Origin of the sequence: Nocardioides albus, from assembly GCF_014648255.1 — a bacterium.
In the GTDB taxonomy this organism is placed as follows: Bacteria; Actinomycetota; Actinomycetes; order Propionibacteriales; family Nocardioidaceae; genus Nocardioides; species Nocardioides albus.
On the sequence record NZ_BMQT01000004.1, the window covers coordinates 242891 to 263740 of the forward strand.

The 20850-nt window shown below is 66.4% G+C and carries 18 protein-coding genes; 12 read left to right on the forward strand and 6 right to left on the reverse strand.

Annotation, left to right across the window (positions count from 1 at the left end; all coding sequences use genetic code 11):
• Window positions 1-335 precede the first annotated feature (335 nt).
• From IEY84_RS10065 to IEY84_RS10075, 3 genes are all read left to right on the forward strand, one after another.
• A complete protein-coding gene (locus tag IEY84_RS10065) occupies window positions 336-1979 on the forward strand; it encodes an ABC-F family ATP-binding cassette domain-containing protein (protein ID WP_183542642.1) in 1644 nt (547 codons plus the stop codon).
• Window positions 1980-1992: 13 nt separating this feature from the next.
• The gene (locus tag IEY84_RS10070) at window positions 1993-4077 is read left to right on the forward strand and encodes a RecQ family ATP-dependent DNA helicase (RefSeq protein WP_183542644.1); all 2085 of its coding nucleotides are present in this window, start codon (window positions 1993-1995) and stop codon (window positions 4075-4077) included.
• A 387-nt stretch (window positions 4078-4464) separates the two neighbouring features.
• The gene (locus IEY84_RS10075) at window positions 4465-7815 is read left to right on the forward strand and encodes a carboxypeptidase regulatory-like domain-containing protein (RefSeq protein WP_183542646.1); all 3351 of its coding nucleotides are present in this window, start codon (window positions 4465-4467) and stop codon (window positions 7813-7815) included.
• 22 nt (window positions 7816-7837) lie between these two features.
• On the opposite strand, the gene IEY84_RS10080 is transcribed toward IEY84_RS10075, so the two are convergent.
• Both IEY84_RS10080 and IEY84_RS10085 read right to left on the reverse strand, forming a co-directional pair.
• Window positions 7838-8521, reverse strand: a complete 684-nt coding sequence (locus tag IEY84_RS10080) for a response regulator transcription factor (protein ID WP_183542648.1) — start codon at window positions 8519-8521, stop codon at window positions 7838-7840.
• Window positions 8518-9732 (reverse strand): sensor histidine kinase, encoded by a 1215-nt coding sequence (locus IEY84_RS10085; protein ID WP_183542650.1) that lies wholly within the window; start codon window positions 9730-9732, stop codon window positions 8518-8520. Before IEY84_RS10085 ends, IEY84_RS10080 begins: the two co-directional genes overlap by 4 nt.
• Window positions 9733-9892: 160 nt before the next feature.
• Between IEY84_RS10085 and IEY84_RS10090 the strand changes: the two genes are divergently transcribed.
• From IEY84_RS10090 to IEY84_RS10100, 3 genes are all read left to right on the forward strand, one after another.
• On the forward strand, window positions 9893-10198 hold the full coding sequence (locus IEY84_RS10090) for a hypothetical protein (RefSeq protein ID WP_183542652.1): 306 nt from the start codon (window positions 9893-9895) through the stop codon (window positions 10196-10198).
• Complete coding sequence (locus IEY84_RS10095) at window positions 10185-11474, forward strand: cytochrome P450 (protein ID WP_183542654.1); 1290 nt, start codon at window positions 10185-10187, stop codon at window positions 11472-11474. The genes IEY84_RS10090 and IEY84_RS10095 overlap by 14 nt, the downstream gene beginning before the upstream one ends.
• Before the next feature lie 93 nt (window positions 11475-11567).
• Complete coding sequence (locus IEY84_RS10100) at window positions 11568-11969, forward strand: hypothetical protein (RefSeq protein ID WP_183542656.1); 402 nt, start codon at window positions 11568-11570, stop codon at window positions 11967-11969.
• Window positions 11970-11991: 22 nt separating this feature from the next.
• On the opposite strand, the gene IEY84_RS10105 is transcribed toward IEY84_RS10100, so the two are convergent.
• Complete coding sequence (locus IEY84_RS10105; RefSeq protein WP_183542658.1) at window positions 11992-12594, reverse strand: hypothetical protein; 603 nt, start codon at window positions 12592-12594, stop codon at window positions 11992-11994.
• A 111-nt stretch (window positions 12595-12705) separates the two neighbouring features.
• On the opposite strand from IEY84_RS10105, the gene IEY84_RS10110 reads away from it, so the two are divergent.
• The 4 genes from IEY84_RS10110 to IEY84_RS10125 all read left to right on the forward strand — a co-directional run bounded on the left by IEY84_RS10110 (window position 12706) and on the right by IEY84_RS10125 (window position 17317).
• Window positions 12706-14073: a hypothetical protein gene (locus IEY84_RS10110; protein ID WP_183542660.1), complete on the forward strand. Its 1368-nt coding sequence runs from the start codon at window positions 12706-12708 to the stop codon at window positions 14071-14073.
• 337 nt (window positions 14074-14410) lie between these two features.
• Window positions 14411-14857, forward strand: a complete 447-nt coding sequence (locus IEY84_RS10115) for a type VII secretion target (protein ID WP_183542662.1) — start codon at window positions 14411-14413, stop codon at window positions 14855-14857.
• The gene (locus tag IEY84_RS10120) at window positions 14857-16446 is read left to right on the forward strand and encodes a hypothetical protein (RefSeq protein ID WP_183542664.1); all 1590 of its coding nucleotides are present in this window, start codon (window positions 14857-14859) and stop codon (window positions 16444-16446) included. The genes IEY84_RS10115 and IEY84_RS10120 overlap by 1 nt, the downstream gene beginning before the upstream one ends.
• Before the next feature lie 502 nt (window positions 16447-16948).
• Complete coding sequence (locus IEY84_RS10125; protein WP_183542666.1) at window positions 16949-17317, forward strand: DUF3592 domain-containing protein; 369 nt, start codon at window positions 16949-16951, stop codon at window positions 17315-17317.
• A 175-nt stretch (window positions 17318-17492) separates the two neighbouring features.
• Here the strand turns inward: IEY84_RS10125 and IEY84_RS10130 are convergent, their stop codons facing one another.
• Complete coding sequence (locus tag IEY84_RS10130; RefSeq protein WP_183542668.1) at window positions 17493-17804, reverse strand: DUF4333 domain-containing protein; 312 nt, start codon at window positions 17802-17804, stop codon at window positions 17493-17495.
• Window positions 17805-18828: 1024 nt separating this feature from the next.
• Here IEY84_RS10130 and IEY84_RS10135 point away from each other — a divergent pair.
• Both IEY84_RS10135 and IEY84_RS10140 read left to right on the forward strand, forming a co-directional pair.
• Window positions 18829-19128 (forward strand): hypothetical protein, encoded by a 300-nt coding sequence (locus tag IEY84_RS10135; protein WP_183542670.1) that lies wholly within the window; start codon window positions 18829-18831, stop codon window positions 19126-19128.
• A 103-nt stretch (window positions 19129-19231) separates the two neighbouring features.
• The gene (locus tag IEY84_RS10140; protein ID WP_183542672.1) at window positions 19232-19780 is read left to right on the forward strand and encodes a DUF4333 domain-containing protein; all 549 of its coding nucleotides are present in this window, start codon (window positions 19232-19234) and stop codon (window positions 19778-19780) included.
• Here the strand turns inward: IEY84_RS10140 and IEY84_RS10145 are convergent.
• Together IEY84_RS10145 and IEY84_RS10150 are read right to left on the reverse strand one after the other, a co-directional pair.
• Entirely contained in the window at window positions 19755-20294 is a 540-nt protein-coding gene (locus IEY84_RS10145; protein ID WP_183542674.1) for a hypothetical protein, read from the reverse strand. The genes IEY84_RS10140 and IEY84_RS10145 overlap by 26 nt on opposite strands.
• Before the next feature lie 9 nt (window positions 20295-20303).
• Complete coding sequence (locus tag IEY84_RS10150; protein ID WP_183542676.1) at window positions 20304-20849, reverse strand: hypothetical protein; 546 nt, start codon at window positions 20847-20849, stop codon at window positions 20304-20306.
• Window position 20850 lies beyond the last annotated feature (1 nt).

The window sequence follows — 20850 nt, forward strand, 5'->3', positions numbered from 1 at the left end:
CCGGTTCTGCGGGTCCCCGTGGGGGAGGACCAACAGCGCCGGCTCGGCGTTTCTTTTCGGTCGGCGTTGGGGTAGTCCGGGAGCAAACTGCCTATTACTCGCCGGTATATAGGCAGCTTGCTCCCGGACTACCCCGACGCCACCATCAATCGGTTCGCCTCGACCAGGGGGCGTCGCCTACCCTGGAGGCATGCATCTTGGCATCGCTTCCATGCGCCTGCGCTCCGCTGCCTGACGGCGGCGCTGCGAGGCATACTCACGCCGCTGTCCGGCCATCAGCCGGGTAGCTGCTCTCGCTTCCCCGGCTCCCGTATGCGAGCTGGAAGTTCATCTTCGTGTCTGTACAGACCCATCACACCTCTGCCCACCTGCGCGCCGAGGACATCTCGGTCACCCTCGGCGGTCGCCCGGTTCTCCGCGGCGTCTCGGTGACCGTCTCCGCCGCCAACCGGTCCCGGTTGGCCATCGTCGGCGAGAACGGGCGGGGCAAGACCACCCTGCTCCACGTCCTCGCCGGGCTGCTCGATCCCGACTCCGGCCGTGTCCAACGACACGGCAGCCTCGGCATCGCGCAGCAAGCCCTGGACGTACGCCCCGGCGACACCGTCGGCACGCTCACCTCCGCTGCGCTGGCCGAGTCCAACGACGCGCTCCGCGCTCTCGACGAGGCCGCGGCCGCGCTGTCGGAAGATCCGATGGACTCCGCCGGGACGTACGCCGCTGCGCTGGAGCGCGCCACCGCGCTGGACGCGTGGGACGCCGAGCGCCGGGTGCAGATCGCCCTCGAGGCGCTCGGCGCGTGCACCGACCAAGACCGGGAGCTGGTGACGCTTTCGGTCGGCCAGCGCTACCGGGTGCGGCTGGCCTGTCTGCTCGGGGCGCACCACGACCTGCTCGTGCTCGACGAGCCGACGAACCACCTGGACGCGTCGGGGCTGGCGTTCCTGACCGAGCGGGTCCGCGCGCATGCCGGCGGGGTCGTCGTGGTCTCGCACGACCGGATGCTGCTGCGCGAGGTGGCTGCTGAGTTCCTCGACCTGGACCCGAGCGAGGACGGTCGGCCCAGGACGTACGCCGGTGGGTACGACGGCTGGCAGGAGGGCCGGCGCCGGGACCGGGAGCGCTGGGAGCAGGACTTCGCGGCCCAGCAGCAAGAGCATCGCCGCCTGCAGGACTCGGTCTCGGCAGCACGTGACCGGCTGAACACCGGTTGGAGCCCGCCGAAGGGCACCGGGAAGCACCAGCGACAGAGTCGGGCGCCCGGGGTGGTGCGCTCCTTCAACCGTGACCTCGCTGCGCTCGAGGCCCACCGCGTCTCCGTCCCGGAGCCACCGATGTCGTTGCGGTTCCCGTCGCTGCCCTCCGACGTCGGCGGCACGCTGCTGCGGTGCGAGGGCGTGCACGTGCCCGGTCGGCTGTCGGGGCCGGTCTCCTTCGGTATCGACGGTGGCGAGCGGTTGCTCGTCACCGGCCCGAACGGGGCAGGTAAGTCGACGTTGCTGCAGGTCCTGGGCGGCGTACTTCTTCCGCCCGAGGGGTCGGTGCGGACCTCGTCGGGGGCGCGGATCGCGCTGGTCGGTCAGGAGGAGCCGGTCTGGGCCCCAGGTCTGACGGCGGCAGAGGTCTATGAGCGGCACTGCGGCCAGCTGATCGCTGCCGGGGTGGTGCCGGAGCGGGCGATCCCGTCGCTCCGGTCGACCGGACTGGTGGGCGCCGAGGCGCGGCGTACGCCTGCGTCGTCGCTCTCCCAAGGGCAGCAACGCCGACTCGAGCTGGCGTTGCGGCTGGCCTCGCATCCGCACCTGCTGATCCTGGACGAGCCGACCAACCATCTCTCGGCCGGTCTGGTCGACGAGCTGACGGACGCGCTGCGGGCGACGCCTGCGGCGGTGATGGTGGCCACGCACGATCGGCAGATGCTGGATGACCTCGCCGACTGGCCTCGGTTGGCGTTGGACAAGTCTGTGGGTGGTGCCTGATAGACCTAGGAGCATGACTGATCCGGCTGGCGACGTACGTTCCCGTGCAGAGGCGCATCTGCGTGCCCTGGTGGGGCGCGACGACGCCTCACTGCGCGAGGACCAGTGGTCGGCGATCTCGGCGCTCGCCGTCGAGCGTCGCCGGGCGCTGGTCGTGCAGAAGACCGGATGGGGGAAGTCGGCGGTCTACTTCGTGGCGACGTTGCTGCTCCGCGAGGCCGGTCTCGGGCCGACCGTGATCGTCTCGCCGCTGCTCGCGCTGATGCGCAACCAGATCGCCGCCGCGCAGCGTGCCGGGATCCGGGCGGTGACGATCAACTCGACCAACCCCGAGGACTGGGTCTCGATCGAGGAGGCCATCCATGCGGGCGAGGTGGACGTCCTGCTCGTCTCGCCGGAGCGCCTCAACAACCCGAAGTTCCGCGACGCGGTGCTGCCTCGGCTGGCGGCCGAATGTGGCCTGCTGGTGATCGACGAGGCTCACTGCATCTCCGACTGGGGCCACGACTTCCGGCCCGACTACCGCCGGATCCGTACGCTGCTGGGCGATCTCCCCGAGGGCATCCCGGTGCTCGCGACGACCGCGACCGCCAACGAGCGGGTGACCTCGGACGTCGCCGAGCAGATGGGTTCGGGCGTCCTCGTCCTGCGCGGCTCGTTGGACCGGGAGTCGCTGCGGCTCGGGGTGGTCTCGTTGAAGACCCCGGAGCAGCGGCTGGCCTGGCTCTCCGACCACCTCGCCGAGCAACCGGGGTCGGGCATCGTCTACTGCCTGACCGTGGCCGCGACCGAGGAGATCGCCGACTATCTGCGCTCGCGCGGCCACGACGTGGCCGCCTACTCCGGGCGCACGGAGGCGGCCGAGCGGGCCGACCTGGAGGAAGCGCTGGCCGCCGGGAAGGTCAAGGCTCTGGTGGCGACCTCGGCGCTCGGGATGGGCTTCGACGCGACCCTCGGGTTCGTGGTCAACATGGGTGCGCCGTCCTCGCCGGTCTCCTATTACCAGCAGGTCGGCCGTGCCGGTCGCGGCACGTCGGAAGCCTCCGTCGTGCTCCTCCCGGGTGTCGAGGACCGCGACATCTGGGCCTACTTCGCCTCGCTGGCGTTCCCGCGCGAGGAGCAGGTCCGCCAGACCTTGAGCGTCTTGTCCGAGGCGGGGCGCGCCTTGTCGACGCAGGCGCTGGAGACGTACGTCGATCTGTCCCGCTCACGCCTGGAGCAGATGCTCAAGGTCCTCGACGTCGATGGCGCTGCGCGCCGGGTCGGCGGTGGCTGGGAGGCGACCGGGGTTCCGTGGGAGTACGACGCGGAGCGGTATGCGCGGGTGGCCGAGGCCCGGCGCCGCGAGCAGGACGCGATGCTCGCCTACATCTCGACCGACCAGTGCCGGATGCGGTTCCTGCGCGAACAGCTCGACGACCCCGGTGCCGTCGACTGCGGCCGGTGCGACAACTGCGGTGGCTTCGCGGTGACCTCGGCGGTGTCGGAGGGAGCGGTCGAGGAGGCCTCGGCTCGGCTGGCGCGGCCCGGAGTCGTCGTCGAGCCCAAGAAGATGTGGCCCACCGGCCTCGACCGGCTCGGCATCGCGCTCAAGGGCAAGATCAAACAGGGCCCGCTCGAAGGGCGCGCAGTCGCGCGACTGACCGACCTCGGTTACGGCCAGGCCCTGCGCGACCTCTTCCGCGAACCGGCCCAGGACGGTCCGGTGCCGGTTCCGTTGGTGAAGGCGGTCGTGGAGGTCCTGGGTGACTGGCAACCTCGTGTCAGCGGCATCGTCTACGTCGAGTCGGCGACCCGCCCGACCCTGACCCACGACTTCGCCGAGGGTCTCTCCCGCTACCTCCGCGTCCCCGTCCTCGGTTCGTGGGCCATCGTCGACCCCGACGTCGGCCCGGGTCAGGGCGCCGCCAACTCGGCCCAGCGCGTCGCCGCCATCGGACGCCGCTTCTCCCTCCACGCCGACGTCCCACCCGCCGCTGACGTACTCCTCATCGACGACCGCGTCGCCACCGGCTGGACCGTCACCCTCGCCGCCCGTGCTCTCCTCGACGCCGGTGCCGCCACCGTCCACCCCCTCGTCCTCGCCACCACCACCTGATCCCTGCCTCCGCCGACGCGTCAGGTAGGTCGGCCGAGACGTCACCGGCGTCGGCCGAGACGTCACGCCGGTCCGCCGAGGCGTCACCTACGCCGGCCGAGACGTCGGTCCGGTCGGTCGAGACGTCAATCCACTGCCCACTCGACCGACGCGAGTGACGTCTCGACAGATGCCGGGTCGACTGTTGGTTATCCGAGTGAATCTGGTTACGTTGTCGTGGTTTTACCTACTCCAGACTGAACCCGCCCTGTCGGCGAGGCCGACATCTGCGGGAGGGCAGGTCCGTAGAAGTCTCGGAGTGATGTCGACGCACTCGGCGGCGACCGGTGATCCGGCGTCGTGGCCGGCTGCCGTCCCACGCCGCGACGTGGGTATGGAAAGACACAGATGAGAACCATTCTTCGTGCGCTCGTCGGTTTGCTGGCGGTGCTGCTGGCGGCCGGCGGGCTCGCCCTGCTCGGCGGTGCTTCACCGGCCGCTGCCCTCGATGGGCCAGGGATCACCGGCCGGGTCGTCGATGCCGACACCGGCGCCGGCATCGCCGGAGCGACAGTGACGGCCTACTGTCCTGAAGGCGGCGACTGGGCGCCTTGCTACGACGACCGGTGGAACGACATCGTCGCTGAGACCGCAGCAGACGGTTCGTACGACCTGCCGTTGGCCGCGGGCACCTATCGCCTCAAGGTCAGGCCGGCCAACGACCACTACCCTGAAGCCGTCTATGGCACGGACGCGCAATGGCCGAGCGACGGTGGTACCGACGTCGTCGTCAGCGACGGGTCTGTGACGGCGGACTTCGCGCTCGTGGCCAACACCGTGATCACGGGTACGGTGACCGGCGCCGGCGCGGGGCCGCTCGGCGGGATCAGGCTCGAGGCCCGGGCCTACTCCGAGCAGGGCGGCTGGTTGGACAACGTCGTCGACGTCGGCAAGACAAAGAGCGACGGCACCTACGAGCTCCGCGTCCCGGCTGACGACTACCGCATCGTGTTCAACACCTCGGACCGTAGCGGTGGCGAGGGCAGTCCCGGCCTTCGCAACGAGGAGGTGCGCTGGGAGACCGAGACGTACGTCGAGCAGGTCGTCGAGCGCGGTGCGACTCTGAGCGGGGTCGACCGAGAGCTGGCTGAGGTGCCGCACGGCACCGTGACCGGTCACGTCGAGAACACGGCCGGTGAGCCGCTGGACGGAATCACCGTCACCACCTACATCCTGCACGACGACGAATACTGGGGTTACCGCTCCGACTACCGGGTCCTCACCGACGCGAACGGCGACTACGCCCTCTACCTCCCTGCTGGTGACTACCGCTTCGGCTTCTCCGAGATCGACTACGAGCACCGTGAACCTGCCACGGTCGAGCCGGTCTACTACGACGCGGCGGCCACGGTCGACGCCGGCCGAACGGTCAGCGTCGGGTTGAGCGAGACGTCCGGCGTCGACGCGGTCATGTCGGCATACGGCCAGATCACCGGACGGGTGACCGACGCTGGTGGCAGCCCGATCGAGAACGCCTACGCCAGCGCCTGGGTCTTCGACGAGGAGTCCCAGGAGTGGGATCGTGCCCGGGGCGCCAGCACAGGCGCCGACGGGACCTACCGGCTGAACGTTCTCGAGGGCACCTACAAGGTCGGGTACGAGGCAGAGGAGCAAGGCTTCCTCGGCGAGTACTACGACGACGCGGCCACCAGGGACGAGGCGACAGACGTGGTGGTCGGCTCCGGCACCGTGAGCGACATCGACGCCGCACTGGACATGGGCGAGACCATCTCCGGCACCGTGACCAACGAGGCGGGTGATCCGATCGACGGCATCCGCGTGATTCTCTATGAGCCCGCGGGCGACTGGAGCGCTCTCAGCGACGTCTCCACCGACAGCAGCGGGCGATTCACCTTCCGCGGCCTGGTCGCCGGGGGCACCTATCGAGTCGCGTTCTCCGGCACTGGCTGGACCAAGGAGTTCTACGCCGACGCTGCCTCCATCGAGGACGCTACCGATGTGATCGCCGGTGAATCGGGCCCGGTCGACGCCGTCCTGGCGTCAAGCAAGGGGGCCGGATCGATCACGGGCACCGTGACCGACGACGGTGGCCAGCCCGTCGCCGGCGTGTCCGTCGAGGTCTACAACGCCGACACCTGGGAATGGATCGGATCGGTTCACACCGCCGCGGACGGCACCTACTCGTTCCCCGATCTGTCGTCTGGGCGATACGAGGTCGACTTCTACCTTGAGGACGACTACCTCTACGCCGAGGACACGTATCGCTTCGTCGATGTGAGCGACGGACCGACCGTCGTCGACCTCCAGGCATCCACCGGCGGCCTGATCGCAGGCACGGTGACTGGCGCCGATGGGGAACCGATCGGGGACGGCTATGTCGAGGTCTACGACGCTGGCACCCAAGACTTCGTACGCAGCGGCTCCATCAGCTACGACGGCAGCTACCAGGTCGGCGGCGTCCCTGCGGGCAGCTACCGCCTGCAGTTCACCAGTCAGGAGGGCCACCGCAGCGAGTGGTTCTCTGACAAGTCTTCCTTCGAGGAGGCAGACTCAGTGACCGTCGCGGTCCGCGAGACCAGCACGGCCGACGCCGAGCTGAGCGACGGCGCAAGGGTCGAGGGTCAGGTGACGTACGCCGACGGCAGTCCGGTCGCGTGGGGTGAGGTTCAGGTCCAGCAGTTCTACGACTACGACTTCGGTGGCAGCTGGGAGACAGTGACCTACGAGTTCACCGACGACGACGGCCGCTATCAGACCCGCGCCCTCGACGCGGGGACCTACCGGGTGGCCATCGACCTGTGGGACGACGTGCACCTCCCGGCGTACTCGGAGGAGTTCACCGTCAGGGCGGATGACTCCGGCGCGGTGACGCACGACCTCGTGGTCGAGAAGAAGCAGCCGCCGGTGATCACGGCGGTCACGGCTCCCGTGGTCTCCGGCGACGCGCTCGTCGGGAAGCAGTTGACTGCCACCGCCGGCGAGTGGGACGTCACCGACGTATCGGTGCACTACCAGTGGCTGCGCGACGGCGAACCGGTCGAGGGCGCGATCGAGGCGACGTACGCCATCACCGAGGCCGATGCCGGACATCGGCTCAGCGTCCAGGTGACCGCGGAGAAGGATGGCTATCTCTCCGCGACCGCGGACTCCGAGGCGACCGACGTCGTCTCCCACGGTCCGCTGGTGAACGCCCAGGTGCCGATCGTGACGGGCACCCCGCAGGTCGGCGAGACGCTCACTGCTTACCCGGGTGTGTGGAGCGCCGAGGGGGCGACCTTCGCCTACCAGTGGTCGCGCAACGGCCGCCTCATCACCGGCGCGACCGAGGCAGCGTACGTCCTCGGTGCCGATGATCTGGGTGCGGTGATGTCCGTGGAGGTGTTCGCGACCAAGGAGACCTGGAAACCGGGCACGGCAGTCTCCGAGCCTTCAGGCGCCGTCGTCGAAGGGGTCTTTCCGGCCGTCGATGCCCCGGTGATCAGCGGAAACGTGTGGATCACCGAGACCATCCGTGCCGACTTCACCGCGCCGGAGGGCGCGGACGTGACGTACTCCTGGCAGGTCCGCCAGAAGGAGACCGGCAAGGGCACGCCGGTCTACGAGGAGGTCGGCACCGACCGGTCGCTCGAGCTGGCCGGCGAGTGGAAGAACGGATCCCTGCGGCTGGTGGTCACGCTCACCAAACCGGGCTACACCACCGCCACCTACGTGGTGCTGGTCGAGGACCCGCTCCGCTGACGAGCCACGATCACGGCATCGCTCAGGTCGCCGGCCTGACGATGCCGTGGTCGTACGCGAAGACGATCGCGGCGGCGCGGTCGCGGAGGTCGAGCTTGGCGAAGATGCGGCCGATGTGGGACTTCACGGTCAGTTCGGAGATGACCAGCCGCTCGGCGATCTCGGAGTTGGTCCAGCCGGAGGCGAGGCCACGGAGGACCTCGAGCTCGCGGTCGGTGAGCTCGGAGACCTCGACCGCGCTCGCCGCCGCCGACGGCGCGACCGCCGAGCGGTAGGTGGCCAGGACGCGGCCGGTGATGGCCGGGTCGAGCCAGGCGTCGCCGAGGGCGACGGAGCGTACGGCCATGACCAGCTCCTCGGCAGGCGAGTCCTTGAGGATGAAGCCGGCGGCCCCGGCGCGGAGGGCACCGGAGACGAGCTCGTCCTCGTCGAACGTGGTCAGCACCAGCACCGGCGGCGCGGACGGCAGCGCCCGCACGAGACCCGTCGCGGTGATCCCGTCGACCTGCCGCATCCGCAGATCCATGACCACGACATCGGCGGGATGGGCCGAGAGCGCAGCGACCACCTCGGAGCCGTCTGCGCACTCGGCGACGATCTCCAAGCCGTCGCGGCGGCGCAGGATGCGGCGCAGGCCGCTGCGTACGAGCTCTTGGTCGTCGACGACGATCACCCGGATCGGCGCCGAGCCGTTGACGGCGGTCATGCGAGGGCCTTGCGTACGAGACAGTGCGGCGGGATCACCAGGTCAACCTTCCATATCGACTCCTCGGCTCCGGCCGACAACCGGCCGCGCAGCTGCTCGGCGCGGGCAGCCATGCCGGCCAGCCCGGACCCTTCCCCGGTACTCGCACCGGCTCCGCGCCGGCTGCCGACGAGCGGGTTCTGGACGGAGAGGCGTACGCCGTCGGTGACCGCCAACGAGACCGAGACCGGCGCCCCCGGAGCGTGCCGGATCGCGTTGGCCAGCGACTCCTGCAGGATCCGGTAGATGCCCAGTCCGACGCCGGCATCGATGCGGGAGAGGTCGCCGGAGGACGAGAACGTGATCGTCTGGCCGGCGCTGCGGCTCTCCTCGACGAGCCGGACGACGTCCGCGGCGCCGGGGAGTGGCGCCGTTCCCGCACCGGAGGTCGACAGTGCCCCGATGGTACGGCGGATCTCGGCCATCGCCCGGCGCCCGACGGTCTCTGCCTCGGTGAGCGCGGAGACCGCCTCGTCCGGGTCGTCCCCCTCGGCGACGGAGCGCCGCGCCGCGGTCAGGTGCAGCAGCGTGATCGACAGCGAATGTCCGACGAGGTCGTGGATCTCGCGGGCGATCCGGGTGCGTTCGGCCTCCGTGGCACGCGAGTGCTCCTGTTCGCGCGCGAGCCGTTCGGCGCGCAGCGCGCGCATCTGCGCGAGGATCAGCAGACCGAGGATCCAGCCGACGAAGAGCAGCAGGAAGTGGACCCCGATCCCGCTCGGGGTGTCGGTGGCGAAGACCCCCATCACCACGGCCGAAGCGATGGCGTAGAGGGTGCCGGTCCGGAATCCTTCACGGACGACCATCTCGAGGGTGAGCGGCACCAGTACGGCCGGCGCGAAGTCGTGCTGCGGCCAGAACCCCGTCGGCGGCTGTGACATCAGCCAGGCCGAACCGGCGAGCGTAGGCACCAGGTCGACGACCCACATGTGGTGCTTGAGCCACTCGCCCGTGTTGGGGATGAAGAAGATGCTCAGCGACGGGACGGTGATGACCAGTCCGGCGAGGACCATCGCGCCGGCCATCTCGCGCTGGAGCACCGCGACGGTGACCATCGCGATGAGCCCGGCGGCCGACAGCAGCGGCGCCCACCAGGGGATGTCGAGGTCCTTGCTGCGTACGCGTCCGTCCAGGAAGTCGCGTACGTCGCGCGCAAGGCTCTGGACACTCATGTCGCCCAGTCTAGGAACGCGTGATCTGGGTCGCATCCGACCGTGGCAGGCGGCCGGTCTCCTACCTGGGTAGGAATCCAGGTGCCTGCCAGCGTCCGATGTGCGGGGCCGGCCGGGGCAATAGCGTCGTGATCACCCAGCAAAGAGGACGGTGAACACAATGACGTGGACGCAGACCCATGAGCGGTTCCGGTTGCTGAACGAGGCGGAGACGGAGCTGCGTACCGGCTTCGCGCGCCGGTTGCCCTGGTCGACGGAGTATGCCGAGGCGTTCGGCACCCCGGAGCGGCTGGCCCAAGCGCTTCGGCATCGCTGGCGGATCCGCTTCCAGGCCCAGCTGGACCCGGCCCTGTCGCCGGAGGAGTACGAGGCGACCTTCGCCGATCTCTTCGCCGACCTGGCTCCGCTGATGGACCGCATCGGCACCCCCGAGCTCAGGGAGGAGCTCGCCGATGCCTCGGCCTGAGCTGTCGGTGCTCGAGAAGCCGCGCTCGTACGCCCGCTGGGCCCTCTCCCAGGGCATCAACCGAGCGGTGCTGAGCTTCGCATCCAGACGCGGCGACCCGCTCGCCGAGCTGATGTGGTCCCGGGGGACACCGAACTACGGGCCGCTGCGAGCGCGCGGGCAGCTCCATCTGAACCCGTTCATGGCCGGCACGGTCTCGTACGCCGCGGCCAACGAGATCCTGCGCAGCAGCGACTTCGGCGTCGGCGACGGTCAGGGCGAGCTGCCGGCGCCGCTGCGGTGGCTGCTCGCCAAGGTGAGTGCCCGCGATGCTCTCGGTCCGGTCGATCCGCCGTCGATGCTCGCCGTCGACCCGCCGCTGCACACCCGCTACCGCAAGCACGTCTCGAAGGCGTTCACCGCCCGCCGGATCAGCTCGATGGCCGAGATGGTCACTGCTGTCGCCGGAGACCTGCTCGATCAGATCGACCCGCGCGAGGGGCAGGTCGACATCATCGAGGAGTACGCCGCGAAGCTCCCGATCGCTGTCATCGCCGAGCTGCTGGGGGTGCGGGACTCGGATCGAGCCGACATCCTCCGTTGGGGCGACCAGGCCGCCGCCATCCTCGACCCTGGGTTGTCGTGGCGGGACTACTCCGAGGTCGAGGCTGCGATGAGGTCGCTGCACCACTGGTTCGAGGACCATGTACGCCGCCTCCGCGCCGACCCCGGCGACGACCTCCTCAGCGCCTTGGTGATCGCGGGCGACCTCGACGACATCGAGCTCCACGCCCTCGGTCTCCTGCTGCTCGCAGCCGGCTTCGAGACCACCGTCAACCTCCTCGGCAACGCGGTGGCCGCGCTGGATGCGCATCCTTCCCAGCGCTCCCTCTTCCTCGAAGATCCGTCGCTGGCCGACAGTGTCGTCGAGGAGACTCTGCGCTGGGACCCGCCCGTGATGGCCACGGTCCGTCAGGCCTACGCTCCGACGAGCGTGGCCGGCGTCGACGTTGCCCAAGGCACCGCCGTCGCCGTCGTCCTCGGCGGAGCCAACCGTGACCCGTTGGTGTTCGAGGACCCCGACACGTACGACATCACCCGCCCCAACGCCGACCAGCACCTCTCCCTCTCCGCCGGCGCCCATTTCTGCCTCGGCGCCAGCCTGGCTCGCCTCGAGGCCCGCGTAGGCCTCCGCCTGCTGTTCGATCGATTTCCCGATCTGCGCGTCAGGGGTGAAGCCGTACGCCGCCCCACCCGCATCCTCCGCGGCTACGCCACGCTCCCCGTCGCACTGTGAGCATCCAGGTCGCGCCCCCGCTTGATCTGCGGTGTACTACTCCTACTGAGGCACCCGCCGGGGGTGCGTACGGAAGCCTCGGGAGGGCAGACCATGGGTGACAACGGACACGAGGTCGGAGTCGACTACCTCGCGCTCGGCCAGGTGCGGAAGGACCTTGAGGACGAGAAGAAGAACGTCGTCGTCGCGCGGGACGGAATGACTGCTCCAGCGGACGGGATGTTCGGGGGATCTGCAGATGGGATGTACCTGTTCAACCTGGTCAAGGAGGGCCATACGGCTATCGACAAGGCGCTGACCGAGTCCGAGACCGCCCTCACCAGGATGGACGAAGGCGTCGGGCTCGCGATCAAGGAGCTGGAAGGTGCTGACGCGGAGGCAGAGGCCGCTGCCGTGGTGATTCAGAAGTTCGTGGAGGCCACCAGGATCATGAGCACCCCGCTGGTGCTCTTCAACAAGGACACCCTCGCGAGGGCTCGCAACCTTCCGTTCTGAAGCGACCCTGGCGGCCCTGGTCTCAGAGCATCTTGAACGTCGGCATCACGGGACTCCAGATCGCCTCGGCCTGCTTGCGATCAAGAGTCTTCATGAACTTCCATTGGAACACGATGCTGTACTCGCCGTCGGGGGTGACGGTGCCGTACACGTCGTACCAGTCGGCCCCGCCCTCGAACTGCAGCCTGAAGAACGTGGTGTCGTTGATGACCTCGTTGGGAAGCCGCTTGAGGTTGGTGTAGCCCGCGTAGGTGGTCTTGAGTTCGTAATTGGCCGACCGCTCCAACTGCTCCGATTGATCGCCGCCCGCGAGGTTTCCGACCCCGACCGTGGCCGATCCGGGCGGGAAGCCCACCGAGTCTTTCGGGGCTTGCAGAGTGTCCAAGGCGTCGCCGGTGGACTTGACGGTCCAGTCGGGGGGAACGGAGATCTCGGCCACGCCGTCGAGGTCCACGGTCTGCCAGTCCGAGGGAACGGTCGCCGCGCTAGACTCAGCGACCGGGGACGGACTTTCTGACGGGTTTGTCGGGTCTGCTGTCGGCTTCTCGCCGGAAGAACAGGCCGATACGGTCAGAGTCGCTGCGATGGCTAGGGCGGCGAACGAGAGTGGCCGAGAGGTCATCATGCGTCGAGGGTAGAGCAAAACCGTGGAAGGACTCTGGCCAGTCCTGGCACGATGTTGTGTACTTTACTCAGGCGGGGTCGGACGGGCCCTTTATCGCTTCCGGGAGGGTTCGTGTCTGTCAAAGGTTTCTGGGCGCTTCGGCTCGATGACTATGTGCGGGGAGCCAACCCTGACGCGATCGTCACGATGACTGATGGCTGGGAAGATGGGCGGCGGGCGTTCAGCGACGCCGGCAAGACCATGAGCGACAACGCAAACAAGGCGAGCGATGGATTCTCGGAGACGTCGGCGTCCGGGGCAGCGATCAAGAACAGCATGGTCGACTCCTCGAAGTTCGCGCATGAGAAGCGTGACAAGGTCCGGGATGCGATAGACGCGCTCGATGTGGTGCGGCTGCGGGTCTACGAGGCGATGAAAGCCAAGGCGGAGATTGACCACGATCTTCCGGGTTCGCACCCGAGCGTGAACCCGGCTGACTTCCCGACGGATGCGAAGCAGGTCGGGAAACGGCAGGCCGAGGCGAACGACACAGCATTGGCGCAGGCGCGAGCTGATCACGCAGCCCGTGAGGCAGCTATCGCGGACGCCGAGCGCAAGGCAGCCGCGAAGGTTCAGGCCGTCGACGCCGCAGTGATCGACGCAGACCCGAAGGTACGTGCGCTGATCGACCCGGACAACACCCGTCAGGAGCGCCCGTCGGGTTCGCCGACCGCGGTGCCCGGTTCCTACAGCGACATTGCGGCGGCGCGTGCGCGGGCAGCGAACTACAACGCCGGTGTCATGTACCCCGGTGGTTGGGGGCATGACCTGAAGGCGGCCGAGCTGGAGAACATCAAGGAGTACGAGGCCCAGAACCGTCCGGAGTGGGACAACGAGAAGGGCCAGTGGATCAACTTCGACGGTTCGCCCGCCCCTGCGACGTCGTACGCAATGGTCGAGACAGCGGATGGACTGGCCCCGCTGGGCGGTGGCACAGGCGGCGCCGCCGCACTGGCCATCGGAGCTGGTGGCGCGCTGCTGAGCGCCGGCGTCGCCAAGGCGATCGCCAGCAAGTTCGGCGGAGGCGCCGCGAAGGCAGCAACCGCAGGCACGACCTCGAGGTCGGCTGCCACGAAGAGTGCAACAGCCGCTAGGGCCGGAGGTGGTGCCGGCGCCCGCACAGGCGCGGCCGGAGCCGGAAGCCGTGCGGCGGGGGCCGGTGCTCGAGGAGCCGGCGCGCGCGGTGCCGGTGCCGCGGGTGGACGGGGCACGGCCGGTGCCGGCAGCCGCGCCGGATCCCGCGCTGGCGCCGGTGCAGGTGCTGGCCGCGGCGGCAAGAAGGACGACCCCCGGAACGGTCAGGACCAGGACTGGCAGGCCGACTACACCGAGGACTGGACCGAGACCGCCAGCGACGTCTTGGACCCCAATGCCTCCCGAGGCTGGGTCCCGAATGCGTCGAACGGTGACGATTCTGGGGACGACGCGAGCCGTCGTTAGTCCGGTAACATCCCTCGGCGGCGTACGGCGCCGAAATGCGTCCAAGTCTTCGAGGGCACTCTTCCTCAATGGTGGCGTTCCGATGCTCGCGGAGTCGAATTTTTACGTTTAGACTGCCCTGGATCGGGTAAGACGTAGGTGTCATGGACCGCAAATCTCGGGGGTTATATGTGCACTAGGGCCAAGGCGACGATCCAGTTTGGGTTAGCTGAAGCGACCGACGGCACGAGCAGGTGCTCGTGAGCGTCGGCGACCTGGAGCCCATCCGAGCGGAGGGCGACGTCCGTATGAAGGATGTTGACCCCGGGACCTCATACGACCCATTCAAGGGCGCGCCGTGTTGATCGACAGTAACCCCGCCGACATGATCAAGGTGACGCCGTCGGATATGAGGCGTGCCGCTGAGGCGTGGGACGAGGCGAGCGATCAGGTCAAAAACGCGAATCCTACGGACCGAGTGCCGGAGGTGGCGACGGCCATGCCTGGTAGTGCTGCGGCCGGTCAGGTGGCCAAACTTTCAAGCGAGTTTCACCGTCGGTTCAAGTCTTGGTGCGAAGGCGCAACTGAGCAGGCGGACGCGTTGCGGAACGCGACGGCAGAGTACGAGTCCGCTGATCAACTGGCTGCAGATGAGGGCAGAAGGCAAGAATCTGTTATCAGCCACGGGATGCAGGATGGCTCCTCAGGGGCCATGGTAAATCGGGGACCAGCGGTCCTCGATCCGGGTGATTCGCCCAGCGCCCGCATGTCGTATCTCGACAAGCGGATGGGTGGTGATCTCTGATGGTCACCATCGCTGAAGTGCTGGCGTGGAAGCCGCGAGTGGTCGACAGTTTGGCCGAGCATTTCTACGACAAGCGCACGATTGTCGTTAGACTTCAGGACGAGATCAACGACGCCAAGCCTCCCGAGTCCTGGGTCGCGCCGTCGCGCGCAGTGGCCTTGAAGGCGTACGAAGAGAAGCGACTAGAACTCAACGACATCGCAGCTCAACTGTCTGATCTCGCTCTCGCTACGAAAGAGGCTGGCAAAGAGATCAAGGGTGCGCAGGACGACTTGAACGCGGTCCTCGACGAAGCGTCCCGTGGGGACTACCAGGTGAACCAACAGACCGGCGAGGTCTTGCCGCCCAAACTTAAGAAGCCAGATCCAAACGTGCCGTCATATCATCTTGAGGCTGACCAGGGCCGCTACGAAGACGCACTCGAGGACCAAGACGCCCAGGTGAAGGAGTTCGTCGCACGCATCGAGAGAGCACTCGCGCGTGCTGATGCAGCCGACGTCGGCCTCGCCAGATCGATGGCGGATGTTGCCTCAGGAAAGACCGGTGGTGGCGACGGGACCCTCTCTGCGGCCGCGGCAGCCCAACTTCCGCCTTCGCTCGACCAGATGAGTCCAGAGGAGATCGCTGAGAAGTTCGGGAGCGAGATTGCCATTGACACGATCATGACCTACCTCGAAGGAAGCATCCCAGTCTACAAGTTCCTCACCGCTGATTTCGAGGGTTCCGCGCAGTATCGGGTCATGCAGAACGGTGAGGTGAAGATGTCCCTCAAGATGGGAGCCGGGGTCGGGCTCGGAGTGGATGATGGGGTCGAAGCCAGCGCCGGTGTTGGAGGTTTCACCGACTTCGAGATCACGTTCAAGTCCAAGGAGGAAGCCGAACTGTTCTTGGCGGGCCTCGACGACGCGGCGAAGGACGTGAGCTGGATCTCGGGACGACCGATGCCCACCGGTCTCGCAGAATACGTCAACGAGCAGGACGTAACTAGCAAGAGGGTCGGCGTTTACGTGAAAGCCGATATCGGATTCGAGACTCCGTATGTTGACACTCATACCGGTGCCCGCGCCGAAGGCTGGTATGACGAGGAAAAGCGGGAGTACGGGATCAGGGTTGAGGGGTCGTTGGGGGTGAATGGTGGTATTCCGGAAGCAGGGACGAAGGCAGGCGGTGCGTTCGACTTCTCAGGCGAGGTCAAGACCAACACGCGCGGTGTGGCTCAGGAAGTATCGCTCTCAGGCGCGTTGACCGGCGAGATTGCGAACAAGAAGCTCGGCCTCGATATTCCCGGCCTAGGATCTGGTGGGGGCGGGGACGTCGAACTCAAGATGAATCGCGACAATGTCAAGTGGAACGAGATGGAGGAAGCTCTGAAATCAGGGGACATGTCCCGTGCTGCGGATATCGCCATGGATCACGGACAGGTGGTTGTGCGGGCGACCACTGTCACGGAAGCGGACCAGGATGCCGGACGAGTCGAAGGCGGCGTCAAGCAAACGGCAACGCAGCACACGCTGGTTCGTCCGCCAAACATGACGGAGTTCGTCGGTGTCGAACCGGAAACTCGACCAGCCGGAGCCGGCAGGAGTTGACGACGTGACAGCTGGGCATGCCGCAGGCGAGGTTTCGTCACTGGCAACGAGGTTGGTCGATCTAGGGCGGATGGCGTTGGAAGCTCCTGCCTGGTCGCCAACTCATACAGTAGGAACCCATGGCGAAATGTGGCAGTGGATCGGAGATGGGAACAGTCTGGTAAGCCTCATCGTCGCTGTTCGGCCGGGAGAGCAGGAGTCAGTCGGTGGGCTGCGCAACCGCCTACTCGCTGAGGTAGATCGGGTCAGGGCCCGGTTACGGCCTACCGCCGCTGGGGAACTCATTCGGCCCGAGATGGTTGGCGTGCGCGGGGCGTTCGCAGCATTCAGCATGTCTGTGGGCGGGACCCGTGAGGGATTGGAGTTGCATAACGATCTGCTGATCGCAACCGACCGCGTTGACATGTACCTCGTACACGCTGCGGTCCCAGGCACCGCGACTGGTCGTCGGCTAGCCTCGTCGCTGTTGTCTAGCGTACGGCTGTTCGGATAGGAGACTCGAGTGTTCAAGTGGGTTCTGATCGGTGTTGGCTCTCTAGTCGCTCTGGTTGCCATTTTTTTCGGAGTTGTGTGGTTTATCTTCGTCCGTGGCGGCGATGATGTAAGTGCTCTTACTGAGGAAGGAAGCGCCGAGGTTCTCGAACTAACAGATGCGGGCAGTTCATACATCGTTGTCTATCGATACGACTATGATGGGAAAACTTTCTATGGAAAGAAGAGCATCTACAGTACGAGTATGAGTCGCGGAGATTCGTACGGGATTTGCGTGAATCCTAGTGATCCGTCTCAACACACGGAGATGAATCCTGGATGTCCTCCAGAAGGGTCTAGCGGCCTCTTTGAGGGGCAAAAGGAGAAGCCGAGCCTTTGATACGATCGCGGCTATCGCCCGAGGTTGAGTGCGGCAATAGGGCTGGTGGTGGTGACGATCGGAAGACGCGGTTCGCGCGAGTCCTTTGCTTCTTCTTCATCCCGAGAGCCCATTCGCTTCCGCTCAGTTGAAACGAAGCTAGAGACCTTCCAGAACTTCGGTTGTCGTCAAGGACCTATTCATCAACCTCGGCGTTGAATCTCACCGTGGTTCCATCGAGTTCCTTGATGGTGACCTTGACGATGACTTGGTTGCCTCCGGTGGTCAAGGTGCACCGCGTGGTCGTGCCTTCTTTGGCCTTGAGGTCATCCGGGCAGTCGACCTTGTCGGGCTTCTGGTCGCCCTGCTCCTCCCACAAGGTGGAGAGTCGTTGCTCGAGTCCCACATCGTCCAATGTAGAGCGGGTGTTGTCCGAGGCGGAACATGCTGTGGCGGCGATCAGTGCCGCGCACGAGATAGCGCACGAGATAGCGCGTTTGGCTGCCATGCCTTCATGTAATCACGTCAGCGGCGGTGGGTGGCCGCATTCGTATCGGCCACAGCCAAGTCCATAGCCGCCGGGCAGGAACTGCTGACGGTCGTGCGGGTGCAGGCGCTGGGGCTGGGGACGCAGCGCGGCCCGGGGCGGCGCTGCTGGCCGCGGAGCAACCGGCGCTGCCGGTGGCCGCGGCGGCAAGAAGCGTGACCAGAACGGCAGCCGGAACCAAGGGGGGAAAGCCGACTACACCGACGACTGGACTGAGACTGCTAGCGACGTCCTGGGTTCCAACGCCTCCTCGGCTGGACTCCCAATGAGGCGGAGGGCGGGCGCCGCTGAGGCTGTGGCCAGCCCCGGTTTCCCTTAACCAGCGGAACGCGTACGAAGTGACGCGTCGACTGACAGGAAGTCTTCCTGTCAGGTATACAAGTGACGTTCAGTGCCTACTCGGAGGGCGGCATCATGGGGCTTGGTCCGGAGGGTCAAGAGCGACTGCTGTTGTTGCAAGACAGCCAAGGCGACACGTACTTTCAAGATGTCCCGCCGCAAGAGAGGAAGCACCCGGAGAACAGGGTCAGCGTGACTCTCGACGCCGCAGTTCGTTTCACCGGAATCCGAATCGATGACTCGTAAGTATGCGGGTTTCCAGTGGGACGCTCGCGGACGCGTTTCGGCAGGAGTACCTGGCCGACGATCTCGGGGCTGGACGGTCGAGACCTCACGAACGGATCGAAGTGGTAGCCCCCATCGACTCAGGTCGCACGGCGTCCGATCCACCAGGTCGTTCATGCATCTCGGGAGCCTGGCAGTTGGGGCGGTGTTGCTTGCGGCCTGCGGTGAGGACCCGGACGCCAACCCGTCTGCAGGATATTCCGCCGCTGCTGTTGAAGGCGACTTGTGTGCCGTTACCGAAGCAGCGGCAAAGTCATCGAACCCTGGTCCGTGGACTCTCCGGGCTCCCACCCCGTCGGAGAACAAATCACCATATCTGGTGCGGACGGGCTGCACTCTGGTCGCTGAGACACCAGACGGCTTGCTTAACATCAAGACAGAGGTGTCGTCATTCGGTGCTGCCGACGCCGTGGGTGCCTCAGATGCCGCCGAGGATGCCGGTGCGGACCGATGCGCATCAGCGGGAAATGCGGGAGGAGAATCGTCCTGCCGCGTTGCCGAGACAGATCCGGGGCCGCTGGTCCGGGTGATCCAGCACGAGACCGGATCGACAATGGTGACGGACGTGACCGTCTGGGCAGTGTCGCCGGCCAACCGTGACCACGTCACCGAAGTAGTCGAGACCCTCGGTCCAGAACTCACCAAGCTGGTCAAGGAATGACGTCCCTGCCTGCCCCTGTATGACTTGAGTCCCAGGCCTGGTGTTGCGTGGGCAAGGTGGTCTGAGCTGCAGGGCGACAAACAATCGGACCAAAGGGGGCCGGATGCCCAAGATCAAGCTGTCGACTGCCGTTGTAGTGAGCGTGTTTACGGTGCTTACTGCGTGCGGTGAGGCCGATGCGCCGAGCAAGACGCTTCCAGAGAAGGATGTCGAAGCGTATGCATCATCAGCGCTTGAGAAGGAGATCGGAATCAAGGTCGACAGGATCGACTGCCCCGATGCTATTCGTCTCGAAGATGGTGAGGAGATGCGTTGCACCCTCACGCATGAGAACGACAGCACGGGTATGACTGTGACCGTCTCTGATGTCGACGGCGCTGACTTCCATCTCGACGTGGAGGTCGATGAGAAGGGCACCACCGTCACCCAAGACGACTTGGAAACGGCCATCGCAGGCAAGCTCGAAGAGCGCACTGGCGATCGCCCGGCAGACGTTGCCTGCCCTGGAGCCATCCAGCCCAGCGAGGGGGTTACGGTCGAGTGCGTTCTCACCGCGGCCGGCGGGGAGCGCTATGGGGCGGTCATCACCGTGACGGGGAACGCCGGCACGACCTTCGACTTCGGTATCAAGGTGGACCGCGAGCCGATGTAGTGTCCGCGCAGTGTCGCCAGTCAGCGTGCGAAGAGCTTGCCGAGGAAGACCTTGTGGGTCCAGCCATGAGACTGGAGCCAGCCGAAGAGAGGGTCTTTGATCCGGCTGGTCTCGGAGGAGTATATGACTGGATCGAGTCTCGTCTCGCCGTCGTTGCCGCCGGTCGAGGAGCGATTGAGGCCGCCGAACTGGGAGCTCCATGACTTCGCGATGCGATTGCCGGCGTGCCACCCATCTCGCCGCCGAGCTTAAAGCAGTCGTCGGTGAACTCTGCCTTCCACTCAGACGACTTGCGGAGTTCGGTGTAGACGAACGAGCCATTGCGCTCGTCGAGGGTGACGTTGAGGCGGTAGGACTCGTCGGCGTGAGTGGCCTGCGTCGGGTAGAGGCTGGTCACCTTGGCGATGTCCCACCAATCGATGATCTGATTGCCCTTGGCGTAGTAGCTGAAGGGCTGCCCCGGGACGTTCAGGGTCACGATCTCGGGCAGCATCTGCGCGAGCGGCGTGGGCATGTCATCCACCTAACTGGCTAGGCGAAGGATTCCGACGGTGATGAGTGCGGCCACGGCGCCGAGGGAGCCGATGATGGCGAAGACAAGGCCGACGATGGCGGCCGCGGGCCATTCTTCCTTCATGCCGAGCGATCGCGCGGCGGACTGGATGACCCGCCGACTCTCCTCGGTGCTGTACGTGTAGCTGTAGACCTCGGCGGGTATCAGATCGTCGTCGAGCGCGTAGGCCTTGCCGAAGCCGATGGATATGTTCCGGCCGTATGTTCGTTTGTAGGTGTAATGCGCGGTCGGGACGCCGACGTTCCAGCTGATGGTGCAGAGATCATCGGTGATCGAATAGGTGCCTGAGTCGGTGACTGTGATGTGGTGGACGTACGACTTGGTGAGCCCCGAGCGGCCAAGGAGGTCCCACCATTGGGCGTTGGCGATATCGACCTTGAAGTCGAAGCCTTTCGCGGTCGGCTCCACGATGTAGGGCGAGCCTTCCGTCGATCGACAGAGAAGTTCGTAGAGGGGTACGGCATCGGGCGGGATGCCGTATGGCGGCAGTGTCATC

What these genes read in the sequence shown, in the direction of transcription:
- IEY84_RS10070 (WP_183542644.1), top strand. Translation starts at nt 1,993, where the DNA reads ATGACTGATCCGGCTGGCGACGTACGTTCCCGTGCAGAGGCGCATCTG.
- IEY84_RS10075 (WP_183542646.1), top strand. Translation starts at nt 4,465, where the DNA reads ATGAGAACCATTCTTCGTGCGCTCGTCGGTTTGCTGGCGGTGCTGCTG.
- IEY84_RS10080 (WP_183542648.1), bottom strand. Translation starts at nt 8,521, where the DNA reads ATGACCGCCGTCAACGGCTCGGCGCCGATCCGGGTGATCGTCGTCGAC.
- IEY84_RS10085 (WP_183542650.1), bottom strand. Translation starts at nt 9,732, where the DNA reads ATGAGTGTCCAGAGCCTTGCGCGCGACGTACGCGACTTCCTGGACGGA.
- IEY84_RS10090 (WP_183542652.1), top strand. Translation starts at nt 9,893, where the DNA reads ATGACGTGGACGCAGACCCATGAGCGGTTCCGGTTGCTGAACGAGGCG.
- IEY84_RS10095 (WP_183542654.1), top strand. Translation starts at nt 10,185, where the DNA reads ATGCCTCGGCCTGAGCTGTCGGTGCTCGAGAAGCCGCGCTCGTACGCC.
- IEY84_RS10100 (WP_183542656.1), top strand. Translation starts at nt 11,568, where the DNA reads ATGGGTGACAACGGACACGAGGTCGGAGTCGACTACCTCGCGCTCGGC.
- IEY84_RS10105 (WP_183542658.1), bottom strand. Translation starts at nt 12,594, where the DNA reads ATGATGACCTCTCGGCCACTCTCGTTCGCCGCCCTAGCCATCGCAGCG.
- IEY84_RS10120 (WP_183542664.1), top strand. Translation starts at nt 14,857, where the DNA reads ATGGTCACCATCGCTGAAGTGCTGGCGTGGAAGCCGCGAGTGGTCGAC.
- IEY84_RS10130 (WP_183542668.1), bottom strand. Translation starts at nt 17,804, where the DNA reads ATGGCAGCCAAACGCGCTATCTCGTGCGCTATCTCGTGCGCGGCACTG.
- IEY84_RS10140 (WP_183542672.1), top strand. Translation starts at nt 19,232, where the DNA reads ATGCCCAAGATCAAGCTGTCGACTGCCGTTGTAGTGAGCGTGTTTACG.
- IEY84_RS10145 (WP_183542674.1), bottom strand. Translation starts at nt 20,294, where the DNA reads ATGCCCACGCCGCTCGCGCAGATGCTGCCCGAGATCGTGACCCTGAAC.
- IEY84_RS10150 (WP_183542676.1), bottom strand. Translation starts at nt 20,849, where the DNA reads ATGACACTGCCGCCATACGGCATCCCGCCCGATGCCGTACCCCTCTAC.